23 protein-coding genes and 1 tRNA gene are annotated in these 25,676 nt (G+C 63.7%); 15 read left to right on the forward strand and 9 right to left on the reverse strand.

Annotated features, from left to right (window positions below):
* The first annotated feature begins 24 nt into the window (after positions 1 to 24).
* On the forward strand, positions 25 to 837 hold the full coding sequence (fabI, locus tag Q0094_RS12715) for an enoyl-ACP reductase FabI (RefSeq protein ID WP_297620235.1): 813 nt from the start codon (positions 25 to 27) through the stop codon (positions 835 to 837).
* 3 nt (positions 838 to 840) lie between these two features.
* Entirely contained in the window at positions 841 to 1,362 is a 522-nt protein-coding gene (gpt, locus tag Q0094_RS12720) for a xanthine phosphoribosyltransferase (protein ID WP_297620167.1), read from the forward strand.
* A 60-nt stretch (positions 1,363 to 1,422) separates the two neighbouring features.
* Here the strand turns inward: gpt and aroB are convergent, their stop codons facing one another.
* Together aroB and Q0094_RS12730 are read right to left on the reverse strand one after the other, a co-directional pair.
* A complete protein-coding gene (aroB, locus tag Q0094_RS12725; RefSeq protein WP_297620170.1) occupies positions 1,423 to 2,535 on the reverse strand; it encodes a 3-dehydroquinate synthase in 1,113 nt (370 codons plus the stop codon).
* Entirely contained in the window at positions 2,532 to 3,113 is a 582-nt protein-coding gene (locus Q0094_RS12730; RefSeq protein WP_297620172.1) for a shikimate kinase, read from the reverse strand. Before Q0094_RS12730 ends, aroB begins: the two co-directional genes overlap by 4 nt.
* A 140-nt stretch (positions 3,114 to 3,253) precedes the next feature.
* Between Q0094_RS12730 and Q0094_RS12735 the strand changes: the two genes are divergently transcribed.
* The 6 genes from Q0094_RS12735 to Q0094_RS12760 all read left to right on the forward strand — a co-directional run bounded on the left by Q0094_RS12735 (position 3,254) and on the right by Q0094_RS12760 (position 10,557).
* The gene (locus Q0094_RS12735) at positions 3,254 to 3,388 is read left to right on the forward strand and encodes a hypothetical protein (RefSeq protein WP_297620174.1); all 135 of its coding nucleotides are present in this window, start codon (positions 3,254 to 3,256) and stop codon (positions 3,386 to 3,388) included.
* The gene (locus Q0094_RS12740) at positions 3,378 to 4,925 is read left to right on the forward strand and encodes a hypothetical protein (RefSeq protein WP_297620177.1); all 1,548 of its coding nucleotides are present in this window, start codon (positions 3,378 to 3,380) and stop codon (positions 4,923 to 4,925) included. Before Q0094_RS12735 ends, Q0094_RS12740 begins: the two co-directional genes overlap by 11 nt.
* A gap of 4 nt (positions 4,926 to 4,929) precedes the next feature.
* Complete coding sequence (locus Q0094_RS12745) at positions 4,930 to 5,865, forward strand: site-specific tyrosine recombinase XerD (RefSeq protein ID WP_297620180.1); 936 nt, start codon at positions 4,930 to 4,932, stop codon at positions 5,863 to 5,865.
* A gap of 191 nt (positions 5,866 to 6,056) precedes the next feature.
* Entirely contained in the window at positions 6,057 to 7,388 is a 1,332-nt protein-coding gene (locus Q0094_RS12750) for an HlyC/CorC family transporter (RefSeq protein ID WP_297620183.1), read from the forward strand.
* Between the two features lie 110 nt (positions 7,389 to 7,498).
* Positions 7,499 to 9,916 carry an FAD-dependent oxidoreductase gene (locus Q0094_RS12755; RefSeq protein WP_297620186.1) on the forward strand — a complete coding sequence of 806 codons (2,418 nt, stop codon included), beginning with the start codon at positions 7,499 to 7,501 and terminating at the stop codon, positions 9,914 to 9,916.
* Positions 9,917 to 9,969: 53 nt separating this feature from the next.
* Positions 9,970 to 10,557, forward strand: a complete 588-nt coding sequence (locus tag Q0094_RS12760; RefSeq protein ID WP_297620189.1) for a nucleotidyltransferase family protein — start codon at positions 9,970 to 9,972, stop codon at positions 10,555 to 10,557.
* Between the two features lie 139 nt (positions 10,558 to 10,696).
* Here Q0094_RS12760 and Q0094_RS12765 read toward each other — a convergent pair.
* A tRNA-Leu gene (locus tag Q0094_RS12765) sits at positions 10,697 to 10,781 on the reverse strand.
* Between the two features lie 115 nt (positions 10,782 to 10,896).
* On the opposite strand from Q0094_RS12765, the gene Q0094_RS12770 reads away from it, so the two are divergent.
* Together Q0094_RS12770 and Q0094_RS12775 are read left to right on the forward strand one after the other, a co-directional pair.
* Positions 10,897 to 11,475: a YqaA family protein gene (locus Q0094_RS12770; RefSeq protein ID WP_297620191.1), complete on the forward strand. Its 579-nt coding sequence runs from the start codon at positions 10,897 to 10,899 to the stop codon at positions 11,473 to 11,475.
* Positions 11,476 to 11,482: 7 nt separating this feature from the next.
* Positions 11,483 to 11,971 carry a disulfide bond formation protein B gene (locus Q0094_RS12775; RefSeq protein ID WP_366940290.1) on the forward strand — a complete coding sequence of 163 codons (489 nt, stop codon included), beginning with the start codon at positions 11,483 to 11,485 and terminating at the stop codon, positions 11,969 to 11,971.
* Here Q0094_RS12775 and Q0094_RS12780 read toward each other — a convergent pair.
* A complete protein-coding gene (locus Q0094_RS12780) occupies positions 11,968 to 12,237 on the reverse strand; it encodes an usg protein (RefSeq protein WP_297620194.1) in 270 nt (89 codons plus the stop codon). The genes Q0094_RS12775 and Q0094_RS12780 overlap by 4 nt on opposite strands.
* 200 nt (positions 12,238 to 12,437) lie before the next feature.
* On the opposite strand from Q0094_RS12780, the gene gyrA reads away from it, so the two are divergent.
* Genes gyrA through gluQRS form a run of 3 tightly spaced genes read left to right on the forward strand, consistent with a single transcriptional unit; the run spans position 12,438 to position 17,474 of the window.
* Complete coding sequence (gene gyrA / locus Q0094_RS12785; RefSeq protein WP_297620197.1) at positions 12,438 to 15,212, forward strand: DNA gyrase subunit A; 2,775 nt, start codon at positions 12,438 to 12,440, stop codon at positions 15,210 to 15,212.
* Between the two features lie 43 nt (positions 15,213 to 15,255).
* Positions 15,256 to 16,611 (forward strand): methylenetetrahydrofolate--tRNA-(uracil(54)-C(5))-methyltransferase (FADH(2)-oxidizing) TrmFO, encoded by a 1,356-nt coding sequence (gene trmFO / locus Q0094_RS12790; protein WP_297620200.1) that lies wholly within the window; start codon positions 15,256 to 15,258, stop codon positions 16,609 to 16,611.
* 14 nt (positions 16,612 to 16,625) lie between these two features.
* Positions 16,626 to 17,474 (forward strand): tRNA glutamyl-Q(34) synthetase GluQRS, encoded by an 849-nt coding sequence (gene gluQRS, locus Q0094_RS12795; RefSeq protein WP_297620203.1) that lies wholly within the window; start codon positions 16,626 to 16,628, stop codon positions 17,472 to 17,474.
* A 39-nt stretch (positions 17,475 to 17,513) separates the two neighbouring features.
* Here the strand turns inward: gluQRS and hisI are convergent, their stop codons facing one another.
* The gene (hisI, locus tag Q0094_RS12800; RefSeq protein WP_297620206.1) at positions 17,514 to 17,873 is read right to left on the reverse strand and encodes a phosphoribosyl-AMP cyclohydrolase; all 360 of its coding nucleotides are present in this window, start codon (positions 17,871 to 17,873) and stop codon (positions 17,514 to 17,516) included.
* 67 nt (positions 17,874 to 17,940) lie between these two features.
* On the opposite strand from hisI, the gene Q0094_RS12805 reads away from it, so the two are divergent.
* Entirely contained in the window at positions 17,941 to 18,393 is a 453-nt protein-coding gene (locus Q0094_RS12805; protein ID WP_297620209.1) for an iron-sulfur cluster assembly scaffold protein, read from the forward strand.
* Positions 18,394 to 18,783: 390 nt separating this feature from the next.
* Here Q0094_RS12805 and recG read toward each other — a convergent pair whose 3' ends face one another.
* The 4 genes from recG to Q0094_RS12825 form a co-directional block, all read right to left on the reverse strand.
* The gene (gene recG, locus Q0094_RS12810) at positions 18,784 to 20,892 is read right to left on the reverse strand and encodes an ATP-dependent DNA helicase RecG (RefSeq protein ID WP_297620212.1); all 2,109 of its coding nucleotides are present in this window, start codon (positions 20,890 to 20,892) and stop codon (positions 18,784 to 18,786) included.
* Positions 20,885 to 23,098, reverse strand: a complete 2,214-nt coding sequence (gene ligA / locus Q0094_RS12815; protein ID WP_297620215.1) for an NAD-dependent DNA ligase LigA — start codon at positions 23,096 to 23,098, stop codon at positions 20,885 to 20,887. Before ligA ends, recG begins: the two co-directional genes overlap by 8 nt.
* A gap of 88 nt (positions 23,099 to 23,186) precedes the next feature.
* Positions 23,187 to 23,900 (reverse strand): response regulator transcription factor CtrA, encoded by a 714-nt coding sequence (gene ctrA, locus Q0094_RS12820; protein WP_297620218.1) that lies wholly within the window; start codon positions 23,898 to 23,900, stop codon positions 23,187 to 23,189.
* Positions 23,901 to 23,984: 84 nt separating this feature from the next.
* Positions 23,985 to 24,278, reverse strand: coding sequence for a DUF1153 domain-containing protein (locus Q0094_RS12825; RefSeq protein ID WP_366940292.1), 294 nt, complete (start codon positions 24,276 to 24,278; stop codon positions 23,985 to 23,987).
* Positions 24,279 to 24,414: 136 nt separating this feature from the next.
* On the opposite strand from Q0094_RS12825, the gene mnmA reads away from it, so the two are divergent.
* Positions 24,415 to 25,557: a tRNA 2-thiouridine(34) synthase MnmA gene (mnmA, locus tag Q0094_RS12830; RefSeq protein ID WP_297620223.1), complete on the forward strand. Its 1,143-nt coding sequence runs from the start codon at positions 24,415 to 24,417 to the stop codon at positions 25,555 to 25,557.
* Positions 25,558 to 25,676: the final 119 nt, after the last annotated feature.

Below are 25,676 nucleotides of genomic sequence, written 5' to 3' on the forward strand. Positions count from 1 at the left end.
CGGCTTGGGATACTGGGGGCAGGTATGGGTTTGATGACGGGCAAGCGCGGCCTCATCATGGGGCTTGCGAATGACAAATCCATCGCGTGGGGCATCGCCAAGGCGCTGGCCGCCGAAGGCGCAGAGATGGCTTTTTCCTATCAGGGCGATGCGCTGCTCAAGCGGGTGCAGCCCTTGGCAGAAAGCGTCGGGTCACGTCTGATGATCCCTTGCGATGTGTCTGATGAAGCCTCGATCGACGTGCTGTTTGACCGTCTGGGGGCGGAATGGGGCAGCCTTGATTTCGTGGTCCACGCGATCGGCTTTTCCGACAAGAACGAGCTGCGCGGCCGCTATGTGGAAACCAGCGCCGCGAATTTCGCCGTCACCATGAACATCTCGGTCTATTCCTTTACTGCCGTGTGCCAGCGCGCCGAAAAGATGATGCCCAATGGCGGCAGCCTTCTGACGCTGACCTATTATGGTGCCGAAAAGGTTATGCCCCATTACAATGTGATGGGTGTGGCCAAGGCCGCGCTGGAGGCATCGGTGATGTATCTGGCCGAAGATCTGGGCCGCGATGGGATCCGCGTGAACGCAATCTCGGCGGGCACGATCAAGACGCTGGCGGCCAGTGGCATCGGTGATTTCCGCTACATTCTGAAGTGGAATGAATACAATTCGCCCCTGCGCCGCACGGTCACGCAAGACGAGCTCGGGCAGTCGGCCCTCTATCTGTTGTCCGACATGTCAAGCGCGGTGACGGGTGAGATCTTGCATGTCGATGCGGGCTATCATGTGATCGGCATGAAGAACCCCGAAGCGCCTGATATGTCTCTCGAAAAGAAGGAAGGCTAGGCCATGATCACGCCGCTGCCGCATGAAAAGGGCTTTCACGTCTCTTGGGACCAGCTTCACCGTGATGCGCGCGCCCTCGCATGGCGGTTGGACAAGCGCGGCCCGGGGCAAGATGGCGCATGGCGCGCGGTGGTGGCCATCACGCGCGGCGGCATGGCGCCTGCAATGATCGTGGCGCGCGAGCTTGATATCCGTACCGTCGACACGATCAGCGTGAAATCCTACCATGCGGGCGGCGGCAAGGCCGACACCCAGCGCGAGGCCGAAGTCCTGAAAAGCCCCGATGGGGTGGTGATGGGCGATGGCGAGGGTGTGCTGATCATCGACGATCTTGTCGACACTGGCAAAACACTCGAACTCGTGCGTCAGTTGTACCCAAAGGCCCATTTCGCCACGATCTACGCCAAGCCCAAGGGCGAGCCGATGGTCGACACCTTCATCACCGGGGTGAGCCAAGACACATGGATCTTTTTCCCATGGGACATGGCGCTGCAATATGTCGAACCCTATCGCGGCAAGGACTGAGGGTCGGCCCCGAAAATTCGTACGAATTTTCGCATCTGCGACTTTTCGTACGAAAAGTCGCTACCCGCGCCCAAGCGCATCCGCAAGCAACCCGCGCACCGCATCGCCGGGGACATCCGTGGCCACAAACGCCTGACCGATGCCCCGCGCCAGGATAAAGCGCAGCTTGCCATCCACCACCTTCTTGTCTTGGGCCATCAACGCCAACAACTCGGTGATATCTGGCAATTCTCCTGCGATATCAGACAGATCGCGCATCATCTTCATCTGTGTCAGATGGGCGCGCACCCGGCTGGGGTCTTCTTGCGCACACAGACCCAGCCGCGCTGACAGCTCAAACGCCAGCGCACAGCCGATCGCGACGCCTTCACCATGCAGCAGACGATCGGAAAACCCTGTCGCGGCCTCCAGCGCATGGCAAAAGGTATGGCCCAGATTGAGCAATGCGCGATCACCCTGTTCGGTTTCGTCACGCACCACGATATCGGCCTTCATCTGTACCGAGCGGCGCACCGCCTCGGCCCGCGCTGTCTTGTCGCCCTGAGCCAGCGCCGGGCCATGCCGCTCCAGCCAATCGAAAAACTGGGCATCCCCCAACAGCCCGTATTTCACCACCTCGCCATAGCCTGCCAGAAAGTCACGCGGCGGCAAGCTGTCGAGGACATCGATATCGGCCAGAACCAGGCTTGGCTGATGAAAGGCGCCCACAAGGTTCTTGCCCTGCGCGGTGTTGATGCCGGTCTTGCCGCCCACCGAGCTGTCCACTTGCGCCAAAAGCGATGTCGGAAGCTGCACGAAGCGCACGCCTCGCCGCAAGATGGCAGCGGCAAAGCCCACAAGATCGCCGATCACCCCGCCACCAAGCGCCAGCACCACATCGCGGCGTTCGACCTTTTCGGCCAAAAGCCATTCGACGACCTCGATCAGATGCGGCCAGCTTTTGGTGCCCTCACCCGGTGCCAGGATCAGCGCCCGGCTGGTAATGCCCGCGGCCGTCAACCCGGCCTCGAGTGTGGCCAGATGCAGGGCCGCCACCCGCGCTTCGGTCACGATCCAGACCTTGGGGCGGCGCAACAGCCCCGCAATCTCGGCCCCGGACCTTGCCAACAGTCCCGGCGCGATGCGCACATCATAGGCCCGCTCGCCCAAGGCAACATGCACGGTCTGTGTCATGGCTCATATCCTTCTACCGCGCCCGCCCGCGCCAGTTCCGCCAGAACCTGCACCATCGTGGTCTCGATCGTCCAATCCGGGGCGACAGTCACACAATAGGGCGCCAGCGCATAGACCGGCTCGCGTTGAGCATAAAGATCGGCCAGCGTCGCGCGGGGGTTGGCCGTGCGCAACAAGGGACGGGTGGATTTGTGCTTTACCCTGCTCCAGAGCAGATCCAGATCGACCTTGAGCCAAACCACCACCGCGCGCGCGGCCAGAAGGTCGCGATTGGCCGCCGACATCCATGCCCCGCCCCCGGTCGACAAGACGCAAGGCGGCCCCTCGAGCAGCCGCTCGATCACCGCGCTTTCCTTTTCCCGAAAGAAAGGCTCGCCATAGCGTTCGAAGATTTCCGCGATCGTGAGCCGCGCGGAGGCCACGATCTCGGCGTCCGAGTCGCGCATCTCCACGCCCAGGCGTTGCGCCAAGACCTTGCCGACGGCGGTCTTTCCCGCGCCCATCATGCCCACAAGCACAACGCTGCGCACCAGTCGCAGGTCGCGGTCCTCAGGCAAATGTGGCGGTGTTTCGACCATGATTCCGAAAAAAATCTTCTCTGACTGGCGCAATTGTGTCGAGCATGGCTTATAGTCATTTCACAACGGCGGCAAACGCCGATCCACATGCCGATGCCAGATCGGTTGCGGGCCACTAAAAAACGTTGAGGCGCAAGACCATGAGGCGTTTGATCGGCTTTGTCGTTCTGCTTGTCCTGATCGCTCTGGTGGGGCTGATCGGGTATTCCTATTCCGGCTATCTGGTTCCCGAGCAGACCAGCATCACCCTCCCGGTGGATCTCGATGTCGACTAAGCAGGCAGCCCTTGCCGTTCTGGTGACATTGGCGATCATGCCCGGGGGGGTGGCGGCGCAGGCACCCGGCGCCCCATCACCTGCCATGGTCGAAATGCCGGCAGTCGCGGCGCCTGACTGGCTGTCGGACACGGTCACCAGACCCCATGGCAATATCGCAACATCGGCCGTGCCGCCGGTGGTGACAGTAACGCCGCTCGGCGCTGTCACGCTGGAGGCGGTGGGGCTGTTGCCCGCGACGATCACGGGCTTGCCGCGTGGCTTGTGGGGAAGATCGGAGCCCGAAACGCTGGCCCGGCTGCTGTTGGCCCAGCCTGTGCAAGGCTTGCCTGCGATCCAGCGCTTTACCGAAACCATGGCCTTGGCCGAACTGGATCCGCCCACAGCGCTGGCCCCCCGGGAGCCCGTGTTGTTTCTGGCGCGCATCGACATGCTTTTGGCGCGCGGGGCGCTGGATCCGGCGCAGGCGTTGATCGAACGCGCCGGGCCCACCAACCCCGATGTGTTTCGGCGCTGGTTTGATGTGTCGCTTTTGACGGGCCATGCCGACCGTGCCTGTCAAGCGATGGGGGCCAATCCGGACATTGCCCCCACGCTTCCCGCCCGCATCTTGTGCCTTGCGCGGACGGGCGATTGGGGGGCTGCGGCGCTGATGCTGGACACCGGCAGCGCGCTTGGGCGCATCACAGACGCCGAAGCCGATCTGATCGCGCGGTTTCTCGACCCCGAATTGTTCGAAGGCGAGCCGCCCCTGCCCCCTGATCCCGCCCTGACACCTTTGGCTTTTCAAATGCGCGCGGCCATCGGCGAGCGTCCGGCCACCACCGCCTTGCCGCTGGCTTTTGCCCATGCCGATCTGTCGGATCTGGCGGGCTGGCATGCCCAGCTGGACGCGGCCGAGCGTCTGACGCGGTCGGGGGCGATTTCGGCCGGGCAATGGCTGGCGATCTACACCGCCCGCGTGCCGGCGGCATCGGGTGGGGTCTGGGACCGGGTGGGCGCGCTGCAACGGCTTGATGCGGCGATCCTTGCGGGCGATCCGGTTCAGGCGGGTGAGCGTCTTGCCCCCGCCTATGCCGCGATGCAGGAGGCCGGTCTGGAAATCGCCTTTGCCGAGATTTATGCCGAGCGGCTGCTGCGCTTGCCACTGACCGGGGAAACCGGACTTTTGGCGCGGCGCGTGGGATTGTTGTCGCCGCTTTATGAAACCGTGGCACAGGCGGCTGTTGCACAAACACCTGACGAAGCCTTTGCCTTTGCCATCGCGCGCGGCCAGACCGCGCTTCCCCCACCCGGCGCTGATCTGACGCGCAGCGCGGTGGCGGCTGCATTCGCCGACCCGGCACCTGCGCACAGCTATGCCTGGTTTGTCCAAAGCGATCGGATGGGCGAGGCCTTGTTGCGCGCGGCGCTGATCTTGTCGGATCCCGGACATGACCCCGGCGACATCACCGATGCGCTGGCGCTTTTGCGACAGGTGGGGCTTGAGGATCTGGCCCGCCGCACAGCCTTGCAGTTGCTGATCTTGCGGGGGTAGGGCAATGGCTGGATCCGATCCGCGCCGGATTTCCGCCTTTCTTGAGGCGCAGGTCGCCGAACTGGGGGCCGCGCGCAATACGGTGTTGGCCTATGGGCGCGATCTGAGCGACGCCAGCGCAGGGCTTGCACGGCGGGGCTTGTGCCTTGTCACCGCCGAACGGGCGGCGCTTGAGCGCTATCTGGCGGAACTGGACGCTCTGGGCCTGAGCCCGGCCACCCGTGCGCGCCGCCTGTCCGCGCTCAAGCAATTCTACCGCTTTGCCCATGACGAAGGCTGGCGCAGCGACAATCCGGTACTACAGATCAAGGGCCCGACGCGCGCGCGCCCCCTGCCCGGCACCCTGAGCATGGCCGAGGTCGACGCGCTGCTGGCTGCGGCCCAAACCCATGGCAAGACCCCGGCCGAGCAGGCGCGCAACAGCTGTCTGATGCAGATCCTTTATGCCTGTGGCTTGCGGGTGAGCGAACTGGTCGCGCTGCCCGTGGCAGCCGTGCGCGGCAATCCACAGCTTGTGATGGTGCGCGGCAAAGGGTCGAGGGAACGCATGGTGCCGCTATCCCCACCCGCCCGCGCGGCGATCACCACATGGCTTGCCCATCGCGATGCCGCCGAGCAGGCAATGAAAGCAAAACAGGGGGCGAAACCCTCACCTTTTCTGTTCCCCTCACGCGGGCAGGCGGGACATCTGACGCGCATCCGGTTTTTCACCCTGATCAAGGAAATGGCGATCATCGCGGGGCTGGATCCGGACCGCGTTACCCCCCACACGCTGCGCCATGCCTTTGCCACGCATTTGTTGCACAATGGCGCCGACCTGCGCACGATCCAGATGCTGCTGGGCCATGCCGACATCGCCACGACCGAGATCTACACCCATATCCTCGATGATCGGTTGAAACGGCTGGTGCTCGACCACCACCCGCTGGCCAATGGTTAAGGGCAAAGCGGGGCGGCACCGCTTGGGCTTGGGCGTGTCCGTCATGCCCTTGCGCGCTGGGGCAACCGGGTCTTGCGAAAGCCAAAGCCCCACGGATGCGGCCCGCCTTGTCAGCGCCCGCTGTGCAATATCGGCGATCAAGCCGGGCGGACCATCTTGATGCCGCCCCCGCAAGGCTTCATAAGCGCGCCATGGAAACCGCGTCGCTTGCCCAGAATGTGTCCGCACTGGCTGATCCTGCAACATGGATCACAGCCGGGGTGATTGTGCTGCTGCTTTTGTGTTCTGCCTTTTTCTCGGGGTCGGAAACGGCGCTGACGGCGGCCTCGCGCGGCAAGCTGCGCTCGATGGCGGATCGGGATGAAACCGGCGGCGTCGGCGCCGAAAAGGCTCTGTCGCTGAAAGAAGACAGCGAGCGGCTGATTGGCGGCATCCTTTTGGGCAACAATCTGGTCAACATTCTGGCCACATCGCTGGCCACCGCGCTTTTGACCACGCTCTTTGGCGAAGGCGGTGTTGCTCTGGCCACCCTGGCGATGACGGCGCTGGTGTTGATCTTTGCCGAGGTGCTGCCGAAAACCTATGCGATCAACGACCCCGAACGCACGGCTTCACGAATCGCGCGGCCCATCGGGCTGGTCATCGCGGTGATGGCGCCCGTGGTGTCGGTGGTGCGGCTTGTGGTGCGCGGCGTCTTGCGCGTGTTTGGCGTGCGCATCGACGCCAGCGCCAACATGCTGTCGGTCCACGAGGAAATCATGGGGGCCCTGTCGCTGGGCCATTCCGAGGGCCGGGTGGAAAAGGAACAGCGCGACCGGCTTTTGGGCGCGCTTGATCTGCATGAACGCACGGTCGAGGAAATCATGCTTCACCGGTCGGGCATCGAGATGATCAACGCCGAAGCCGATCCCGAAGACATCCTGAGCCAGGCCCTGCAATCGCCCCATACGCGGCTTCCGGTCTATCGCGGCGAACACGAAAACATCATCGGCGTCGTTCATGCCAAGGATCTGTTGCGCGCGGTCAACCGGCTGACGCGCGGCGAGGATGCGCCCGGCATCAAGGGCTTTCGCATCACCGATGTGGCCGTCAAACCCTATTTCATTCCCGAAACCACGACGCTGGATGATCAGCTCAAGCAATTTCTCAAGCGGCATACGCATTTCGCGCTGGTCGTTGATGAATATGGTGCGCTGCGGGGCCTGATCACGCTCGAGGATATCCTTGAGGAAATCGTGGGCGAGATCACCGATGAATTCGACATTCCCGATGCGCCGATGCTGGCGCCGGGGCCGGATGGCAATTTCGTGATCGATGGTGCCATGACGATCCGCGATTTCAACCGCGCAACCGAATTTCAGCTTCCCGACGAAGAAGCCAACACCGTGGCGGGTCTGGTCATCCACGAGGCACAGACCATTCCGGTGGTCGGCCAATGCTTCAGCTTTCACGGCTTTCGCTTCGAAGTGGCCGAGCGCGACCGCAACCGGCTGACGCGGCTCAAGGTGCGCAAGCTCGGCTAAACCGCATGCCCCACCGTCTTGGGTGCGGGCGGGCCAGTTTTTGTCGTTTTCTGACATGCCACACCCCCCCGCCCTGCCTTTGATGCGCCACAGAGCTATCGGAGGAAGCCATGAAAACCACCACTCGTGTCTGCATCATCGGCGGCGGCGTCGTCGGATGTTCGGTCGCCTATCATCTGACCAAGCTGGGCTGGTCCGATGTGATGCTGCTCGAGCGGTCGGAACTGACCTCGGGCTCCACTTGGCATGCGGCGGGCGGGTTTCACACCCTCAACGGCGACACCAACATGGCAGCCCTTCAGGGCTATACCATCCGGCTTTACCGCGAATTGGAACAGCTGACCGGCATGTCATGCGGGCTGCATCATGTGGGCGGCCTGACGCTGGCCGATACGCCCGAACGCTTCGACATGCTCAAGGCCGAACGCGCCAAGCACCGCTACATGGGCAACGAAACCGCGATCATCGGCCCTGACGAGATCCGCAAGATGTCGCCCATCACCAATACCGATGGCATCCTGGGCGCGCTTTACGATCCGCTTGACGGGCACCTTGACCCGTCGGGCACGACACATGCCTATGCGCGTGCCGCCAAGATGGGCGGGGCCGAGATCGTCTTGCACACCAAGGTCATCGAAACCAATCCGCGCCCGGATGGCACATGGGATGTGGTGACCGACAAGGGCACGATCCATGCCGAGCATGTGGTCAATGCCGCGGGCCTCTGGGCGCGCGAGGTGGCGGCGATGGCGGGCTGTTACCTGCCGCTGCACCCGATGGAACATCAGTATATCGTGACCGAGGAGGTGCCCGAGATCATGGCGCTTCTCGATCAGGGCCATGAACACCCCCATGTGATGGATCCCGCCGGCGAAAGCTATCTGCGCCAGGAAGGGCGCGGTCTGTGCATCGGGTTTTACGAACAACCCTGCCGCCCCTGGGCGGTCGATGGCACGCCTTGGACTTTTGGGCATGAATTGCTGCCCGATGATTTCGACAAGATCGAGGAGTCCATCGCATTCGCCTACAAGCGTTTTCCGGTGCTTGAACGCGCCGGCGTGAAATCGGTGATCCACGGCCCCTTCACCTTTGCCCCCGATGGCAACCCGCTGGTGGGCCCGGTGCCGGGCCTGCGCAACTACTGGTCGGCTTGTGGGGTGATGGCAGGCTTTTCGCAGGGCGGCGGCGTGGGGCTGATGCTGGCGCAATGGATGATCGAGGGCGAGGCCGAGCGCGACGTGAGCGCGATGGATGTGGCGCGCTTCGGCCGCTGGATCGGGCCGGGCTACACGCTGCCCAAGGTGATCGAGAATTATCAGACGCGCTTTTCGGTCAGCTACCCCAACGAGGAAAAGCCCGCCGCACGCCCCCATCGCACCACGCCCATGTATGATGTCTTTGACGCCATGGGCGCGGTCTGGGGCCAGCAATACGGGCTGGAGGTGGCGAATTATTTCGCACAAGGATCCGAACCGCGCTACGAGACGCCAAGCTTTCGCCGCTCCAACGCCTGGGCGGCCACCGCCCGCGAGGTGCGCGCCGTGCGCGACGCCGTGGGCATCAACGAGGTGCAGAACTTCGGCAAGTACATGGTGACGGGCCGCGATGCGCGCGCGTGGCTTGACCGGATCATGGCCGGGCGCATTCCAACCCCGGGCCGCCTGTCGCTGACCCCGATGCTGTCGGAAAAGGGCAAGATCATCGGCGATTTCACCGTGTCTTGCCTGTCGGAGACGCAATTCCAGCTGACGGCAAGCTATGGCGCCCAAGACATGCATCTGCGCTGGTTCGAACGCCATCTGGCGGGCGATGTGCGGGTGGAAAACGTCTCGGATCGGCGGACGGGCTTTCAGATCGCGGGCCCGCGCGCGCGCGATTTTTTGGCGTCGGTCACGCGCGCCGATGTCTCGGCCGGGGCGTTCCGCTTCATGGATGTCCGGCGCATGACCGTGGGTCTGGCCGATGCCATCGTGCAGCGCGTCAGCTACACCGGCGATCTGGGCTACGAGATCTTTGTCGATGCCATGGAACAGCGCCAGCTCTGGACCACGCTGTGGACCGCGGGACAGGCCTTTGGCCTCAGGCCGTTTGGCATGCGTGCGATGATGTCGCTCCGGCTGGATCGCTTCTTTGGATCGTGGATGCGGGAGTTTTCGCCCGATTACACCGCCGCCGAAACCGGGCTGGATCGCTTCATCCAGTTCGGCAAGCCGGTCGATTTCATCGGTCGGGCACGGGCCGAGGCCGATCGCGCCACCCCCCCGGCGCGCAGGCTGGCCCAGTTCGTGGTCGATGCGAAAGACGCCGATGTGGTCGCCTATGAACCGATCTGGCTTGACGGTGCGGTGGTGGGCTTTTGCACCTCGGGCGGCTTTGCGCATGGGTCGGGCAAATCGGTCGCCATGGGTTTTCTGCCCCGCGAGCGCATTGCCGAAGGGCTGGCGGTGGAAATCGAGATTCTGGGCGACCGCCGCCCCGCCCATGTGGTGATGGGGCCGCTTTGGGATGATCCGCGCATGCGGGCGTAAGGCGTCATGCGCGATGGCGTGACGGGGACAGGCACGGAGGTATCGGTCGCGCCATGACACAGACCACCATTGTGCTGCTGGCGGCTGGCCGGTCGTCGCGCATGCGCGGGCGCGACAAGCTTCTGGAGGAGATTGATGGCCAGCCGCTGCTGCGGCTGATGGCCAGCCGCGCGGTCAAGGCGGGGGTGCCGGTGCGTGTGGTGCTGGGCCCGGATCAGGTGACCCGGCGCGCGGCGCTGGAGGGTTTGGCGATCGAGATCGTGGAAGCGACCGACAGTGATGGCATGGCGGCCTCGATCAGGGCCGGGGTGGCGGGGCTGGAGGGTCCGGTGCTTTTGGCGCTGGCCGACATGCCCGCAATCACCGCACAGGATTTGTATCTGATGGTCTCGCTTGGCGCTCAGGCCCCGCAGGCCATCCTTCAGGCCGCCACGCGCGATGGCAGGCCCGGTCATCCGGTTCTGTTTCCTGCCGATTGCCTGCCCGATCTGGCCCGGTTGCAGGGCGATGGGGGGGCGAAATCCATCCTGACGGCCGCCGGGGCGCGGCGGCATCTGTTGCCATTGGCCGATGATCGCGCGCTCATCGATCTGGACACGCCCGAGGATTGGGCCGCATGGCGCGCCGCGCGCAAGCGGTGACAGATCGCAGAGCTTTGGCGGATTGCCGCGCGAGCGGCTCGGGGATGGGCCTGCTCGCCCCCGTTGGTGCGCGGTCCATGAAAACAGGTGCAACCGATCTGCACGGGTCGCACCAACAGGCTGTTGATTTCTGGGGTGCTGGTGCCCGAGGTCGGACTCGAACCGACAAGCCTTTCGGCGGCGGATTTTGAGTCCGCTGCGTCTACCAATTCCACCACTCGGGCACGGCGCGTTGCATACGCCGACCGCGCGCCCGCGTCAATCGCCACAAACACGCCGCGCTTGACCCTGCCTGTGCGGAACGGCATGGCGGGCCAAATGCCCTGCCCCGGATTGCCGATGCTGCGCCGCCTTTATGACCGAACCCTGTCACATGCTGCCCATCGCCATGCGCTCTGGGTGCTGGCTGGTGTCAGCTTTCTGGAAAGCTCGGTCTTTCCGATCCCGCCCGATGTGCTGATGATCCCGATGATTCTGGCCGCGCCCCAGCGCGCATTTGTCATCGCATCCGTGTGTTTGCTGGCCTCGGTCGCGGGCGGGGTTGCGGGGTATGGCATCGGGTATTTCGCCTTTGAGGAACTGGGCCGTCCGGTGCTTGCGGGTTTGGGCAAGCTTGAACAGATGGCCGCCTTCAACGCGCGGTTTCATGATGTCGGATCTTGGGCGGTGCTGGTGGCCGGGCTGACGCCCTTTCCCTACAAGGTCATCACCATCATGTCGGGCTGGACCGGATTGCCGTTGGCGAGCTTTGTGATCATCTCGATCATCGCGCGCGGGCTGCGGTTTTTCCTGGTGGCGTGGCTTTTGTGGCGATACGGCGCACCGATTCGTGATCTGATCGAACGACGCTTGGGCTTGATGTTCACCCTTTTCGTGGTGTTGCTGGCCGGCGGGATTTATGGGCTGAGGCTGTTTTGAGATGATGATGCGGATCGACCGTCGCAGCCTGATCGGGGTGGCCGGGCTGGGATCGGCCCTGATGCTGCTGGCGGCTTTCGGGTTTCAGCATCTGGGCGGGCTGGCACCGTGCGAGATGTGTCTGTGGCAACGCTGGCCACATGCAGCGGCGGTGGTTATCGGCGCTGTGGGTCTGGTGCGCCCGCACGGGCTGGTGGCGCTGGCGGGCGCGCTTGGCATGGCGGTGAACGCGGCCATCGCGCTGTTGCACACCGGGGTCGAGCGCGGCTGGTGGGTTCTGAACCTTGCCTGCACCGGAGGGGCCGAGGATCTGGGGGCAATGGATATTACCGCCCTGCTCGACCCGACGCAGGGCGCGCCCATCGTGCTGTGCACCGAGGTGGCTTGGGCGATGTTGGGGCTGTCCATGGCCTCGTGGAACGGGCTGGCCAGTGTGGCACTGGGGGCAATCTGGATTGCGGCGGCAAGGGCTGGATCGGCCACCAGACCCGCCTAGTGATAGGTGAATTCCCCCGTGACATTGCGCCATTCGCCCGGCGCGATCAGCTTGCGATGGACAAAGCGCACCGAATGCAGCGGCCCCTCGATCTGGCCTTGCCAATATTCGATGAATTCGAACAGGCGCGGGTAATCGGGGGCAAGATCGTAATCTTGCCAGACAAAGCTGTTGAGCACATGTCGGTGGTCCGGCATCCGGTAGATCATCTCTGCGGTGGTCAGCCCATATCCCTTCAGCATCAGCTCGACCTCGGATCTTGTCATGCGGCAGCTCCCGTCGTGTTTTGTGTCGCCATCACACAACCATGCCAAAGCCGAATTTAAAATCAATGAAAACAATTTGTTAGCATCGCTCAGCCCCGGCTGCCAAACGACGGGGGCATGTGCCATTGCACCCCATATCCGGCGGGCCTATACTAGGCGACAACAAGATATAGATGCCATCGGCAGAACAGGCGTGTGACGTGAGCGATACCCCCGAAAGCCCTGAAAACGAACAGGAAACCGCGATTATCCGGCATCCCCACGATGGCCCGCAGATCGATATCGCGGCCGAGATGAAAACGTCATTCATCGATTATGCGATGTCGGTGATCATTTCCCGCGCGATCCCCGACCTGCGCGATGGGCTGAAACCGGTGCATCGGCGCATCTTGTTTGCCATGTACGAGACCGGCAACACGCATGAAAAAGCCTATCGCAAATCGGCCCGCCCGGTCGGTGATGTGATGGGCCAATACCACCCCCATGGCGACAGTGCGATCTATGACGCGCTGGTGCGCATGGCCCAGCCCTTTTCCATGTCGCTGCCGCTTTTGGATGGTCAGGGCAATTTCGGCTCCATGGATGGCGACAACCCTGCCGCCATGCGCTACACCGAAGTACGCATGGCGCCCCCCGCCGCCTATCTTCTGGCCGATATCGACAAGGATACCGTCGATTTTCAGGACAATTATGACGGCAAACAGCAAGAGCCGACGGTTTTGCCGGCGCGCTTTCCCAATATGCTGGTCAATGGCGCGGGTGGTATCGCGGTGGGCATGGCGACCAATATCCCGCCCCACAATCTGGGCGAGGTGATCGATGCCTGTCAGGCGCTGATCCGGCAGCCCGATCTGAGTTCGGAGGAACTGATCGAATTCATCCCAGCCCCCGATTTTCCGACGGGTGCGCTGATCTTGGGGCGATCGGGCGCGCGCAAGGCCTATCTGGAGGGGCGCGGTTCGGTCATCATCCGGGCAAAGACCCATATCGAAGAAATCCGCAAGGATCGCTTTGCGATCATCATCGACGAAATTCCCTATCAGGTGAACAAGGCCTCGATGATCGAGCGCATCGCCGATCTGGTGCGCGAGAAAAAGCTCGAAGGCATTTCCGGCGTGGCCGATGAAAGCGACCGCATCGGCGTGCGGGTGGTGATCGAGTTGAAACGCGATGCCACGCCCGAGGTGGTGCTGAACCAGCTGTTCCGCTTTACCCAGATGCAGACCAGCTTTGGCTGCAACATGCTGGCGCTGAATGGCGGCAAGCCCGAACAATTGACGCTGCGCGGTTTTCTGACCGCGTTTCTGGATTTCCGCGAGGAGGTGGTGGCGCGGCGCACCGCCTTTGAGTTGCGCAAGGCGCGCGACCGGGCGCATGTGCTGTGCGGTCTGGCGGTCGCGGTCAGCAATGTCGATGAGGTGGTGCGCACCATCCGCGCCTCAAACGATGCGGCCGAGGCGCGCGAAAAGCTGATGGAACGCCGTTGGCCCGCAGCCGAAATCTTGCCCTTCATCAAGCTGATCGACGACCCGACCCATACCGCAAATGCCGATGGCACCTATAACCTGTCCGAGGTGCAGGCGCGTGCGATCCTCGATTTGCGCCTGCAACGCCTGACGCAACTGGGCGTCAAGGAAGTGACCGACGAGCTGGAAGAGCTGGCGGGCAAGATCAAGGATTATCTGGCCATTCTGGCCAGCCGTGAGCGCATCCTTGCGATCATTTCCGCCGAGCTGGCCGAAGTGCGCGAAAAATTCGCCGTCCCCCGCCGCACCGAGATCACCGACTGGTCCGGCGACATGGAAGACGAAGACCTGATCGAACGCGAGGATATGGTCGTCACCATCACCCAGGGCGGTTACATCAAGCGCACGCCCCTGGTCGAATTCCGTGCCCAGAAACGCGGCGGCAAGGGCCTGTCGGGTGGCGCGCTGAAAGAGGATGACGTCGTCACAGCGCTGTTCGTGGCCAACACCCACACACCGCTGTTGGTCTTTACCACCAGCGGCATGGTCTACAAGCTCAAGACATGGCGTCTTCCGCAAGGGTCGCGCGCCTCGCGCGGCAAGGCCATCGTCAATATCTTGCCGATCGAGCCGGGAACCGGCATCGCCGCCGTCATGCCGGTGGACCGCGACGAGGCGCATTGGGATGAATTGCAGATCGTTTTCGCCACCTCCGAGGGCGAGGTGCGGCGCAACGCGCTGTCGGATTTCACCAATGTCATGCGCAACGGCAAGATCGCCATGAAGCTGCCCGAAGATGGATCGGTCAGCCTTGTGAATGCGCGCATCTGTTCGGAAAGCGATGATGTGATGCTGGTTACGGCCTTGGGCCGCGCGATCCGGTTTCCCACCACCGATGTGCGCGTCTTCAAGGGCCGTGATTCGACCGGCGTACGCGGCATCAGGCTGGCCAGCGGTGACCGCGTTGTGTCGATGGCCATCATCCGCCATTTCGACGCCGAGGCAACAGAACGCGCCGCCTATCTCAAGCAGCGCCGCCTGATGGCGGGCGCCCCCGAGGAAGAGATCGAGGCCGACGAAGATGAAGACGCCGTGGCGGCAGGCCAGCTTTCGCCAGACCGCTACGCCGAACTGTCGGCGGCCGAGGATCTGATCTTGACCATCACCGCCAGCGGGTCGGGCAAGCTGTCGTCCAGCCACGACTACCCGGTGCGCGGGCGCGGCGGCCAAGGTGTGATGGCGATGGACAAGGCGATGCGCGGTGGCGCGCTGGTGGCAAGCTTCCCGGTCGAGATCAGCGATCAGATCATGCTGGCCACATCGACCGGGCAATCGATCCGCGTGCCGGTCGATGGCATCAGCTTCCGCTCGCGCAGCGCCGGCGGCGTCAAGGTCTTGACCACCGCCCGCGGCGAAGAGGTTGTGAGCGTGGCCTGGATTGCCGATCAGGGCGACGACGACACAGACGACATCGCCGCCGATCCCCGCCCCCCCGGCACACAGGGCTGATAGCCCCCTTGGCAACCCACAGCACAGGCCCCGGATCCGCAACATGACCGACAAGACGCTTCACATCATCGGCGGTGGCATGGCCGGATCCGAGGCCGCGTGGCAGGCGGCCGAGGCAGGCGTTGACGTCATCTTGCACGAAATGCGCCCCGCGGTCGGCACCTTTGCCCATCGAACCGGGTCGCTGGCGGAGATGGTGTGTTCCAATTCCTTTCGCTCGGATGACCACGAACAAAACGCCGTGGGGCTTTTGCATTGGGAAATGCGCGCGGCCGGTTCGCTGATCATGGAGATGGCCCATGCGCACCGCCTTCCGGCTGGTGGCGCACTGGCCGTCGACCGCGACCCCTTTGCCGAATCCGTGACCGCCAAGCTGCGCGCCCATCCCAGGATCACCATCATGCCCGGCGAGATTACCGCCCTGCCCGATGGCCCGGCGATCATCGCGACCGGCCCGCTGACCTCGGGCGCATTGGCCCAAGCCATCGCGGCGGAAACCGGACAGGACAGCCTGGCTTTTTTCGACGCCATCGCCCCCATCGTCTATGCCGACACCATCGACATGTCGGTCGCATGGGAACAATCACGCTACGACAAGGGCGAGACGCCTGAAGAACAGCGCGCCTATATCAATTGCCCCATGACGCGCGACGAATATGACGCCTTCATCGATGCGCTTCTGGCCGCCGACAAGACCGAGTTCCACGAAGGCGAAACGGCAGGCTACTTTGACGGCTGCCTGCCCATCGAGGTGATGGCCGAACGCGGGCGCGAAACACTGCGCTTTGGCCCGATGAAGCCCGTGGGCCTGACCAATCCGCATGACCCGACCGTCAAGCCATGGGCGGTGGTGCAGCTCCGCCGCGACAACGCGCTGGGCACGCTCTACAACATCGTGGGCTTTCAGACCAAGATGAAGTATGGTGCGCAAACAACTGTTTTCAAGATGATTCCCGGCCTTCAGGATGCATCCTTTGCGCGTCTTGGCGGAATTCATCGCAACACTTTCATCAATTCCCCCACGCTTCTGGATGGTCAGATGCGCCTGCGGTCGCGCCCGAATATCCGCTTTGCCGGTCAGATCACCGGGGTCGAGGGCTATGTGGAATCGGCGGCCATGGGATTGCTGGCCGGGCGTCTGGCAGCGGCGGAATTGCACGGCGCAACGCTGGCCCCGGTGCCGCAAGACACCGCCGTGGGCGCGCTGGTTCATCACATCACCGGTGGGGCCGAGGCGAAAAGCTTTCAGCCGATGAACGTGAATTTCGGCCTGTTTCCCCCCGTCGAGGGGCTGAAAGCGGGCCGGCGCGGCCGCAAGGACCGCTACAAGGCCTATACCGACCGCGCCAAGGCCGCCTGGTTGACCTGGCTTGGCGCTGTGCGCGCGGATGCGGCGTGATCACAGGCCCGCGGATGGGTTTTCGCACCCGCTTTGCCCCCTCGCCCACCGGACCGCTGCATCTGGGCCATGCCTATTCGGCGATCCTTGCCCATGACAGCGCCCGCGCTGCGGGGGGGGCGTTCTTGCTGCGGATAGACGACATCGACCAAAGCCGCGCCCGCCCCATCTGGGAAAAACAGATCCACGATGATCTGGCATGGCTGGGCCTGACTTGGGACGGCCCGCCACGGCGCCAATCCGATCATCTGGCCGATTATCGCGCGACGCTTGACGGGCTGGCGGCACGCGGGCTGACCTATCCCTGCCGCTGCACCCGGCGCGACATCCGCGAGGCGGCTTCGGCCCCGCAAGAGGGCCCTGCCCCGGTTGGCCCGGATGGCCTGGTCTATCCCGGCACCTGCCGGGCGCGCCCCATGACCGCGGCACAGGGCACCGACGCCATTCGCCTGAACATGCAGGCCGCCCTTGCGGCCCTGCCCGATCTGCCCGCCTTTACCGAAACCGGCCCGGACCATCCCGGCCAGCACCCGATCGATCCGGCCCGAATGACAGACGCCGTGGGCGATGTGGTTCTGGCGCGCCCCGGCATGGGCGCATCCTATCATCTGTCGGTCGTGGTGGATGACGCGGCGCAGGCGATCAGCCATGTGATCCGCGGGGCGGACCTGTTCGAGGCGACGGCGATCCATGTGGTGCTGCAACGGCTTCTGGGGTTGCCCAGCCCGATCTATCACCACCATCGCCTGATCCGCGACGCGGCGGGCACGCGGTTGGCCAAGCGTGACGATGCCCGGGCCATCGCGACCTACCGGGCAGAGGGCGCCACGCCGCAAGATATCCGGCGCATGGTGGGGCTGTGATCGGGTTGATCCCTTGCCCGAAGGCCCAAGCCGCCGTCCTTATTCGGGCGCCATCAACTCCACCTCGACCCCGTCGCGGAGCGCCGTGTAAAAGCAGACCCGCCGATTGGTATGGCACGCAGGCCCCGTCTGATGCACCAGCGCCAACAGACAATCGCGGTCGCAATCAAGGCGCAACTCCACCAATTCCTGCACATGGCCCGAGCTTTCGCCCTTGACCCAGAATGCCTGACGCGAGCGCGACCAATAGGTCACACGGCCGGTTTCCAATGTGCGCACCACCGCGTCACGGCTCATCCAGGCCATCATCAAAACCTCACCCGTGGCCGCATCTTGCGCGATGCAGGGGATGAGGCCGTTGGCATCGTAAACAAGTGTCGCAGGATCGAAGACAGCCATGACCAGGCCCTTTGCAAAGCGGGGGTTCGCCGCTAGCTATACGATCAGGATACGGAAGGCGGAACCCATGTCGGCTGAGAACGACCTGATCAATCTCTATTCGCAGCGCATCCTGGCCCTGGCTGCCGATATAGCGCATCACGGGCGGCTTGATGGCCCTCAGGCAACGGTGCGCAAGCGTGCGCCCTTGTGCGGGTCGATGGTGACGGTGGATCTGGACATGGCGGATGGCCGCGTTGCCCGCTTTGCACAAGACGTAAAGGCCTGTGCGCTGGGTCAGGCAGCGGCAAGCCTGATGGGCGCCGACATCATCGGCCGCACCCGCGCCGAATTGACGCTTGCCCGCGACCAGCTTCGCGCGATGCTGACCCAAGACGGCGACCCACCCGGCGCGCCCTTTCAGGGCTATGAGGTGCTGACGCCCGCGCGCGCCTATCGCAATCGCCACGCTTCGATCCTTTTGTCGCTCGAGGCGACGGTCGAAGCGGCCGAAGCCGCCGAGCGCGCCCAGAGCGCCTGATCCCCACCCCGCGCAGGGCACAAAAAACGCAGCCCCTCGGGCACGAGGGCGGCGTCAGTCAGCGCATCTTGCAGCACACCCACCCCAAAAGGCGCCGGGACCCATGTGGGTACGCCGCATCAGCGAACAGATGCCGCACCATGGGGGCTGCCAGACCGCAGGCAGGGATCGGATATCACAAAAGCCCGGGCAGATAGAGCAACCCATAGGTAAACACCGCCAAAGCCAGCACGGCGACCGCATCCGCCAGGAACGTGTCGCGCGACTGGATAAGAATTTCGGCAATCCGGGTCATCTTCAGGCCTCCCTCTGGAATGAAGTTGCCTTTTTGTTCTCATTTTTCCTTAAGCCTGTAAAGAACTTTTTAAGAACATATGTGAACAAACCCGGTCAGCCGACCGAAATCAGGCGGATCGCCTTTTCCTGTTCCAACAACCACAACAAAACGCGGGCGGATTGCCCCTGTGGTCCGATGAGCCCCGGATCGCGCACCAACAATGTGCGCGCAGCCGATTGCGCCAAGGCCATCAGCGCGGTCTGCCCCTCCAGATTGGCGATGCGAAACTGCGGCAGCCCCGATTGCGCGGTGCCGATCAGATCCCCGGCCCCCCGTATTGCCAGATCCTGTTCGGCGATAAGGAAACCGTCTTCGCTATCGCGCAGCACCATCAGGCGGCGCTTGGCGGTCTCGCCCAAGGGCGGACGATACATCAAAAGACAGGTCGATGCCGCAAGCCCCCGCCCGACCCGGCCGCGCAGCTGGTGCAATTGTGCCAGACCAAAGATCTCGGCCTGTTCGATCACCATGATCGAGGCGTTGGGCACATCCACACCGACCTCGATCACGGTCGTTGCCACCAGAACGCGGGTTTTTCCTGCGGCGAAATCCGCCATCGCTGCGGTTTTCTGATCGGGGGCCAGCTGGCCATGCACCAACCCCACGACACCATCCCCCAAGGCGGCGCGCAGCATCTTGAACCGTTCTTCGGCGGCGGTGGCGTCGAAATTCTCGCTTTCTTCGACCAGCGGACAGACCCAATAGGCCTGTCGCCCCTCGGTCACGGCGCGGCGCAGATGATCAACCACTTCGTCCATGCGCGCGGTTGACACCAGCGCCGTCGCCACGGCGGTGCGGCCGGGCGGTTTTTCATCCAGCACGCTCACATCCATATCGCCATATTGCGCAAGGCTGAGCGTGCGGGGGATAGGTGTGGCGGTCATCACCAGCACATCCGCGCCCCGCCCCTTTTCGCCCAGCAAGATACGCTGGCGCACGCCGAAGCGATGCTGTTCGTCGATGATGGCCAGCCGCAGATCGGCGAATTCGACATCCTCGACAAAGACCGCGTGCGTGCCCACAAGAATCTGGATGTCGCCCCGCTTGAGCGCGGCAAGCTTGGCGCGCCGTTCGGTGCCCTTGTCCTGACCGCTCAGCATCTCGATGACCACGCCCGCCGCTTCGGCCAAGGGCCTGAGATTGGCGTAATGCTGCCCGGCCAGAATCGTGGTGGGGGCCATCATCACGCCCTGCCCGCCCGCCTCGACCGCGACCATGAGCGCCATCAGCGCCACCAGCGTCTTGCCGGCGCCCACATCGCCTTGCAAGAGCCGGTTCATGCGCTCGGGCGCGGCCATGTCGGCGGCGATGGCATCCATCGCGCGCATCTGGGCGCCTGTTGGCCGAAAGGGCAAAGTGTCGAGCACCTTTTGCCGCAATCGCCCATGGCCTTGCGTCACGCGCCCCTTGCCCCGGCGGTTGGAGGCCCGCGCCAAGGCCAGGGTCAGCTGATGGGCAAACAGCTCGTCAAAGGCCAGCCGTTCACGCGCAGGGGCCGCCGCCGACAGATCGCCGGGGGTGCGCGGGCCATGCGCCATGGCGATGGCGTCATGCCACGCAGGCCAGCCTTTCTGATCCAGGAGCGGCAGATCGATCCATTCGCCCAAGATCGGCACCTGCCCCAAGGCCGAGGCAACCGCGCGACGCAGCCCTTTTTGCGTCAGCCCCGCGGCCAGCGGATAGACAGGCTCAAAGGCCGGGATCGACGCCGCGTCGTCGCGGGAAAGGATATGATCGGGATGGGGCATCTGGGCCACCCCATCGAACAGTTCCACCTTGCCCGACACGATCCGGCGCGCCCCGCTGGGCAAAAGCCGCGACAGGTAATCGGATTTGCCGTGAAAAAACACCAGTTGAAAGCTGGTCTTGGCATCCTCCACCTCGATCCGGTAGGGACGTCCGCGGCTGGCGGGCGGGCGGTGGCGGCCGATCAGCACCTCGACCGTGGCCATGCCGGGCAAGGCCACATCGCGGATCGACGCGGTGAGCGTGCGATCCACGCCACCTACCGGCAGGGTCAGGATCAGATCCTTGGGCGTCTCAACCCCCAATCCCTTGTATAGCTTGGCCGTTTTCGGCCCAACCCCCTCGAGCGCATCCAGCCCGGCAAACAGTGGCCACAGGTAATCGGGCCGGCCTTTCTGGATCGGGGTTTCAGCCATCGCCCGGACCATTGGCTGCATCGATACCCTTGATCAGCGTCAGCCAGCCGTCTTCGTCGATGATCCGGATCCCAAGCTCGGCAGCCTTGGCCGCCTTGGATCCGGCGCCGGGGCCCGCGATCAGCAGATCGGTCTTGGCCGATACGCTGCCCGCCACCTTGGCCCCCAAGCTTTCGGCGCGCGCCTTGGCCTCGGCGCGGGTCATCTTTTCCAATGTGCCGGTGAACACCACCGTCAGACCCACGACCGGGCTGCCGCTGCTGGCGCGCGCGGGCGGGGCCTGAACATCAAGATGGGCGATCAACCGGTCGATGGAGGCGCGTTCAGCCACTTGGCTGAGCGTGCTGGTCAGCGCCAGCGCCACCGCTTCGCCGATGCCATCGATACCCGTGATTTCAGCCCAGGCGGGGCTTTGAGGCAACAGGGGCTTGCGCGCGCGGGCATCGGGGGCATGCGCCGCGGGCTCAAGGCTTGCCCGCTCGACACAGTCGATGAACGCGCGCCAGCTTGTGAAATGGCGGGCAAGATCATTGGCCGCCACCTCACCCACATGGCGGATGCCCAGCGCAAAGATCACCCGGCCCAGCCCGATCCGGCGGCGGTCATCGATGGCATCGAACAGATTCTGTGCCGATTTCTCACCCCAGCCTTCACGGTTCCTGAGCTGCTGCAAGCCAGAGCCGAATTTCGCCCTGAGCTCAAAGATATCCGCCGGTTCCTTGATCCAGCCATCGGTATAGAAGGCCTCGACCTGCCTGGCGCCCAGCCCTTCGATGTCGAACGCCGCGCGGCTGACGAAATGCTTGAGCTTTTCGACCGCCTGCGCCGGGCAGATCAGCCCGCCGGTGCAGCGGCGCACCGCGTCGCCCTCTTCGCGCAGCGCCTCCGATCCGCATTCGGGGCAATGGGTGGGAAACACGAAGGGTTGCGCATCTGCCGGGCGTCGGGACAGATCGACATCGGCGATCTTGGGGATCACATCGCCCGCCCGATAGACCTGTACCCAATCGCCCACGCGGATGTCCTTGCCATCGCGGATCGGGCCGCCACGCGCATCGCGGCCGGCGATGTAATCCTCGTTGTGCAAGGTGGCATTCGACACCACCACCCCGCCCACCGTGACAGGGGCCAGTCGCGCAACCGGCGACAGCGCGCCGGTGCGGCCCACCTGAATGTCGATCGCCTCGAGCCGGGTCCAGGCCAGTTGGGCGGGAAACTTATGCGCAATCGCCCAACGCGGCGTGGTCGACCGCAAGCCAAGCCGGGCTTGCAGCGCCAGATCGTCGATCTTGTAGACCACCCCGTCGACATCATAGCCCAGCATGGCGCGCTGGTCTTCGATCAGTGCGTAATGGGCCAGCATCGCCTCAAGCGTGTCGCAACGGCGCATCCACGGGTTGGTGGGAAATCCCATCGCGGCCAGACGCGCGATGGCATCAGACTGTGTGCTGGCCAGCGGCGCAGAGAGTTGACCCCAACCATAGGCAAAGAATTTCAACGGTCGCGCGCGGGTGATCTCGGCATCGAGTTGACGCAGCGATCCGGCGGCGGCGTTGCGCGGATTGGCAAAGATCTTGCCACCGCTGGCCGATTGGCGTGCATTGAGCGCCGCGAAATCCGCATGGCTCATGTAGACCTCACCGCGCACCTCCAGCACGGCGGGGGCGCCCGCGATGCGCTGGGGAATTTGCGCAATGGTGCGGGCATTGGCGGTGACATTCTCGCCCGTTTCGCCATCGCCACGGGTGGCCGCGCTGATCAATCGACCCTCCTCGTAGCGCAGCGACAGCGAAAGCCCATCGATCTTGGGCTCGGCCGTCAGCGACAGCGGCGCATCGGTGGCCAAACCCAGATAGCGCCGGATCGCGGTGACGAAATCGGCCACATCGGCCGCGTCAAAGGCATTGGCCAGCGACAACATGCGCTCGGCATGGGTGATCTTGGAAAAACCTTCGGCCGGTTCGGCGCCGATTTGGGCGGTGGGGCTGTCAGGCTTGACCAGATGGGGAAAGCGGGCCTCGAGCGCCAGCAATTCCCGCTTGAGCGCGTCATAGGCCGCATCCGTGATGTCGGGGGCGTCATCTTGAAAATACGCGCGATTGGCCGCCGCGATGCGCGCGGCAAGATCATCCAGACGTCGGGCCGCGGCGCGCTCATCAAGCCCGGATAGCGCATCGCCCGCCCCTGTGGTCGCATCCCCGGACATTCCCGCCCCCTGCTTTCACGTCTATGACGGTTTAGGGGGTGCGCGGCGCGATTTCCAGACCGCGCGCGCCTTTGGGTCGCGGTGGCGGTCAGCCGTTCATCACCATTGCGACATTGCCACGCCCCGACATGGGATCGCGCAACACATAGCCCCGCCCCCAGACGGTTTCGATGTAATTGGCGCCCCCCGTGGCCACCGACAGTTTCTTGCGCAGCTTGCAGATGAAAACATCGATGATCTTGAGTTCCGGTTCATCCATGCCGCCATAAAGATGATTGAGGAACATTTCCTTGGTCAGGGTCGTGCCCTTGCGCAGGCTGAGCAGCTCCAGCATCTGATATTCCTTGCCGGTCAGATGCACGGTCTGACCATCGGCCTCGACCGTCTTGGCATCAAGGTTGACCGCGATCTTGCCGGTATGGATGACCGACTGGGCGTGGCCCTTGGACCGGCGGATGATGGCGTGGATGCGCGCGACCAGTTCCTCGCGGTGAAAGGGCTTGGTCAGATAATCATCCGCGCCAAAGCCGAACCCCTTGAGCTTGCTGTCGGCATCATCGATGCCCGACAAGATCAAGATCGGCGTATCGACCCGCGCGGTGCGCAATTGGCGCAGCACGTCATGTCCATGGATGTCTGGCAGGTTCAGGTCCAGCAAGATGATGTCGTAGTCATAGAGCTTGGCGAGGTCTATTCCCTCCTCCCCCAGATCCGTCGAATAGACGTTCAGGTTGGCATGTTTCAGCATCATCTCGATGCTGCGCGATGTGGTGGGGTCGTCTTCGACAAGCAAGACACGCATCAGGCCGCTCCAAATCTCTTTGTTGTTCGCCAAGATTCGCGGCTAATGGTTAATTTGTCGTTACTCAAGATGATGATTTACATCTTAAGTGCATTTCCGATAGCGCTGAAGAGTGGTCGCGCGCAATGCGGCAACCCCGTGACGCGCCACCGCGTCGCGCCAGCTGTCCAGCTCCTCTTCGGACAATCCCCATGTTGTCATGGCTTCGGCCGTGGTGATCAGGCCGGCATCGACCGCATGCACCACGGCCGCTTTGCGGCTGGCGACCCAGCGTTGGGTCCCCGCCGCCGGAAGATCGGCGCGCGTCATCGCACGGCCATCGGGCAATCTGATCGATTTTGGTCCAAGAATTCGTCGGATATACATCGGCGGCCACATCCCCTGTCGTCTGTGTTGGATGAGCTTGCGCAGGATTTGCTTAACCAGGCGTAAGCGTCGCGGTTGAGCTTTCGCAGGATTTTCCTATATTGCCGATTACTGCGCGTGCTTCTTGCCCTTGTCACAGGATCGGCCCATGGCGCTTGACCAGCCCGGGATGCTCAACTCGCTTGGCCTGCCCAAGCCGCCTTCAAGAACCCGCGTGGTTGTGGCCATGTCGGGCGGCGTTGATTCTTCGGTCGTGGCCGCGGTTCTGGCGGATGAAGGCTATGAAGTGGTGGGCGTCACGCTGCAGCTTTATGATCATGGCGCGGCGCTGGCGAAAAAGGGCGCCTGTTGTGCCGGGCGCGACATTCATGATGCGCGCCGCGTGGCCGAAACCATGGGGTTTCCGCATTATGTTCTGGATTACGAGAACACATTTCGCGCCGCGGTGATCGACGAGTTTGCCGACAGCTATCTGGCAGGTGCCACCCCCGTTCCCTGCATCCGCTGCAACGAGCGGGTCAAGTTCAAGGATCTTCTGGAGACCGCGCGCGATCTGGATGCCGATTGCATGGCGACGGGCCATTACATCCAGCGCAAGATGGGCCCTCAGGGCGCCGAGCTGCATTGCGCGGCGGATGCCGCCCGCGATCAATCCTATTTTCTGTTCTCGACCACGCAGGCACAGCTTGATTTCTTGCGCTTTCCCCTGGGGCATCTGACATCCAAGGCACAGACCCGCGCGCTTGCCGCCAAATACGGCCTCAGCGTGGCCGACAAGCCCGACAGCCAAGATATCTGCTTTGTGCCAAACGGCGATTATGCCGCCGTCATCGAGAAACTGCGCCCCGGCGCGGCGGATCCGGGGGCCATCGTGGACATGAGCGGCACGGTGCTGGGCGAACATCGCGGGGTGATCCACTACACGATCGGCCAGCGGCGGGGCTTGGGCATCGGCGGGCTGGCCGATCCGCTCTATGTGGTCAAACTTGACCCCGTGTCGCGGCAGGTGATCGTCGGTCCGAAAGACATGTTGTCAACCCGCACGGTGCCGCTGCGAGAGATCAACTGGCTGGGCGACATGCCTCTGACATCGCGCGCCGAATGGGAGGTGGAGGTCAAGATCCGATCCACCCGCCCGCCGCGCCCGGCCACGATCACGCCCTTGTCCGACACCGAAGCGCTGGTCACGCTGGTCACCGCCGAAGACGGCGTAAGCCCCGGCCAAGCCTGTGTTTTCTACGCGCCCGACGGAAGCCGGGTCTTGGGCGGCGGCTGGATCCACAAGGGTTGAACGCCCAAGCCATCCGAAAACGCCGCCCCCTTGGGTGCAGCCATCCAGACATTCATAGGGAAGGAAGTGGCGCGGTTGACGGGGCTCGAACCCGCGACCCCCGGCGTGACAGGCCGGTA

It is taken from the genome of uncultured Roseicyclus sp., from assembly GCF_937892565.1.
In the GTDB taxonomy this organism is placed as follows: Bacteria; Pseudomonadota; Alphaproteobacteria; order Rhodobacterales; family Rhodobacteraceae; genus Roseicyclus.

Excerpts from the sequence above, each read along its gene's own strand:
- fabI (WP_297620235.1), top strand. The coding sequence starts at position 25 with ATGGGTTTGATGACGGGCAAGCGCGGCCTCATCATGGGGCTTGCGAAT.
- gpt (WP_297620167.1), top strand. The coding sequence starts at position 841 with ATGATCACGCCGCTGCCGCATGAAAAGGGCTTTCACGTCTCTTGGGAC.
- aroB (WP_297620170.1), bottom strand. The coding sequence starts at position 2,535 with ATGACACAGACCGTGCATGTTGCCTTGGGCGAGCGGGCCTATGATGTG.
- Q0094_RS12730 (WP_297620172.1), bottom strand. The coding sequence starts at position 3,113 with ATGGTCGAAACACCGCCACATTTGCCTGAGGACCGCGACCTGCGACTG.
- Q0094_RS12735 (WP_297620174.1), top strand. The coding sequence starts at position 3,254 with ATGAGGCGTTTGATCGGCTTTGTCGTTCTGCTTGTCCTGATCGCTCTG.
- Q0094_RS12740 (WP_297620177.1), top strand. The coding sequence starts at position 3,378 with ATGTCGACTAAGCAGGCAGCCCTTGCCGTTCTGGTGACATTGGCGATC.
- Q0094_RS12745 (WP_297620180.1), top strand. The coding sequence starts at position 4,930 with ATGGCTGGATCCGATCCGCGCCGGATTTCCGCCTTTCTTGAGGCGCAG.
- Q0094_RS12750 (WP_297620183.1), top strand. The coding sequence starts at position 6,057 with ATGGAAACCGCGTCGCTTGCCCAGAATGTGTCCGCACTGGCTGATCCT.
- Q0094_RS12755 (WP_297620186.1), top strand. The coding sequence starts at position 7,499 with ATGAAAACCACCACTCGTGTCTGCATCATCGGCGGCGGCGTCGTCGGA.
- Q0094_RS12760 (WP_297620189.1), top strand. The coding sequence starts at position 9,970 with ATGACACAGACCACCATTGTGCTGCTGGCGGCTGGCCGGTCGTCGCGC.
- Q0094_RS12770 (WP_297620191.1), top strand. The coding sequence starts at position 10,897 with ATGCTGCGCCGCCTTTATGACCGAACCCTGTCACATGCTGCCCATCGC.
- Q0094_RS12775 (WP_366940290.1), top strand. The coding sequence starts at position 11,483 with ATGCGGATCGACCGTCGCAGCCTGATCGGGGTGGCCGGGCTGGGATCG.
- Q0094_RS12780 (WP_297620194.1), bottom strand. The coding sequence starts at position 12,237 with ATGACAAGATCCGAGGTCGAGCTGATGCTGAAGGGATATGGGCTGACC.
- trmFO (WP_297620200.1), top strand. The coding sequence starts at position 15,256 with ATGACCGACAAGACGCTTCACATCATCGGCGGTGGCATGGCCGGATCC.
- gluQRS (WP_297620203.1), top strand. The coding sequence starts at position 16,626 with ATGGGTTTTCGCACCCGCTTTGCCCCCTCGCCCACCGGACCGCTGCAT.
- hisI (WP_297620206.1), bottom strand. The coding sequence starts at position 17,873 with ATGGCTGTCTTCGATCCTGCGACACTTGTTTACGATGCCAACGGCCTC.
- Q0094_RS12805 (WP_297620209.1), top strand. The coding sequence starts at position 17,941 with ATGTCGGCTGAGAACGACCTGATCAATCTCTATTCGCAGCGCATCCTG.
- recG (WP_297620212.1), bottom strand. The coding sequence starts at position 20,892 with ATGGCTGAAACCCCGATCCAGAAAGGCCGGCCCGATTACCTGTGGCCA.
- ligA (WP_297620215.1), bottom strand. The coding sequence starts at position 23,098 with ATGTCCGGGGATGCGACCACAGGGGCGGGCGATGCGCTATCCGGGCTT.
- ctrA (WP_297620218.1), bottom strand. The coding sequence starts at position 23,900 with ATGCGTGTCTTGCTTGTCGAAGACGACCCCACCACATCGCGCAGCATC.
- Q0094_RS12825 (WP_366940292.1), bottom strand. The coding sequence starts at position 24,278 with ATGTGGCCGCCGATGTATATCCGACGAATTCTTGGACCAAAATCGATC.
- mnmA (WP_297620223.1), top strand. The coding sequence starts at position 24,415 with ATGGCGCTTGACCAGCCCGGGATGCTCAACTCGCTTGGCCTGCCCAAG.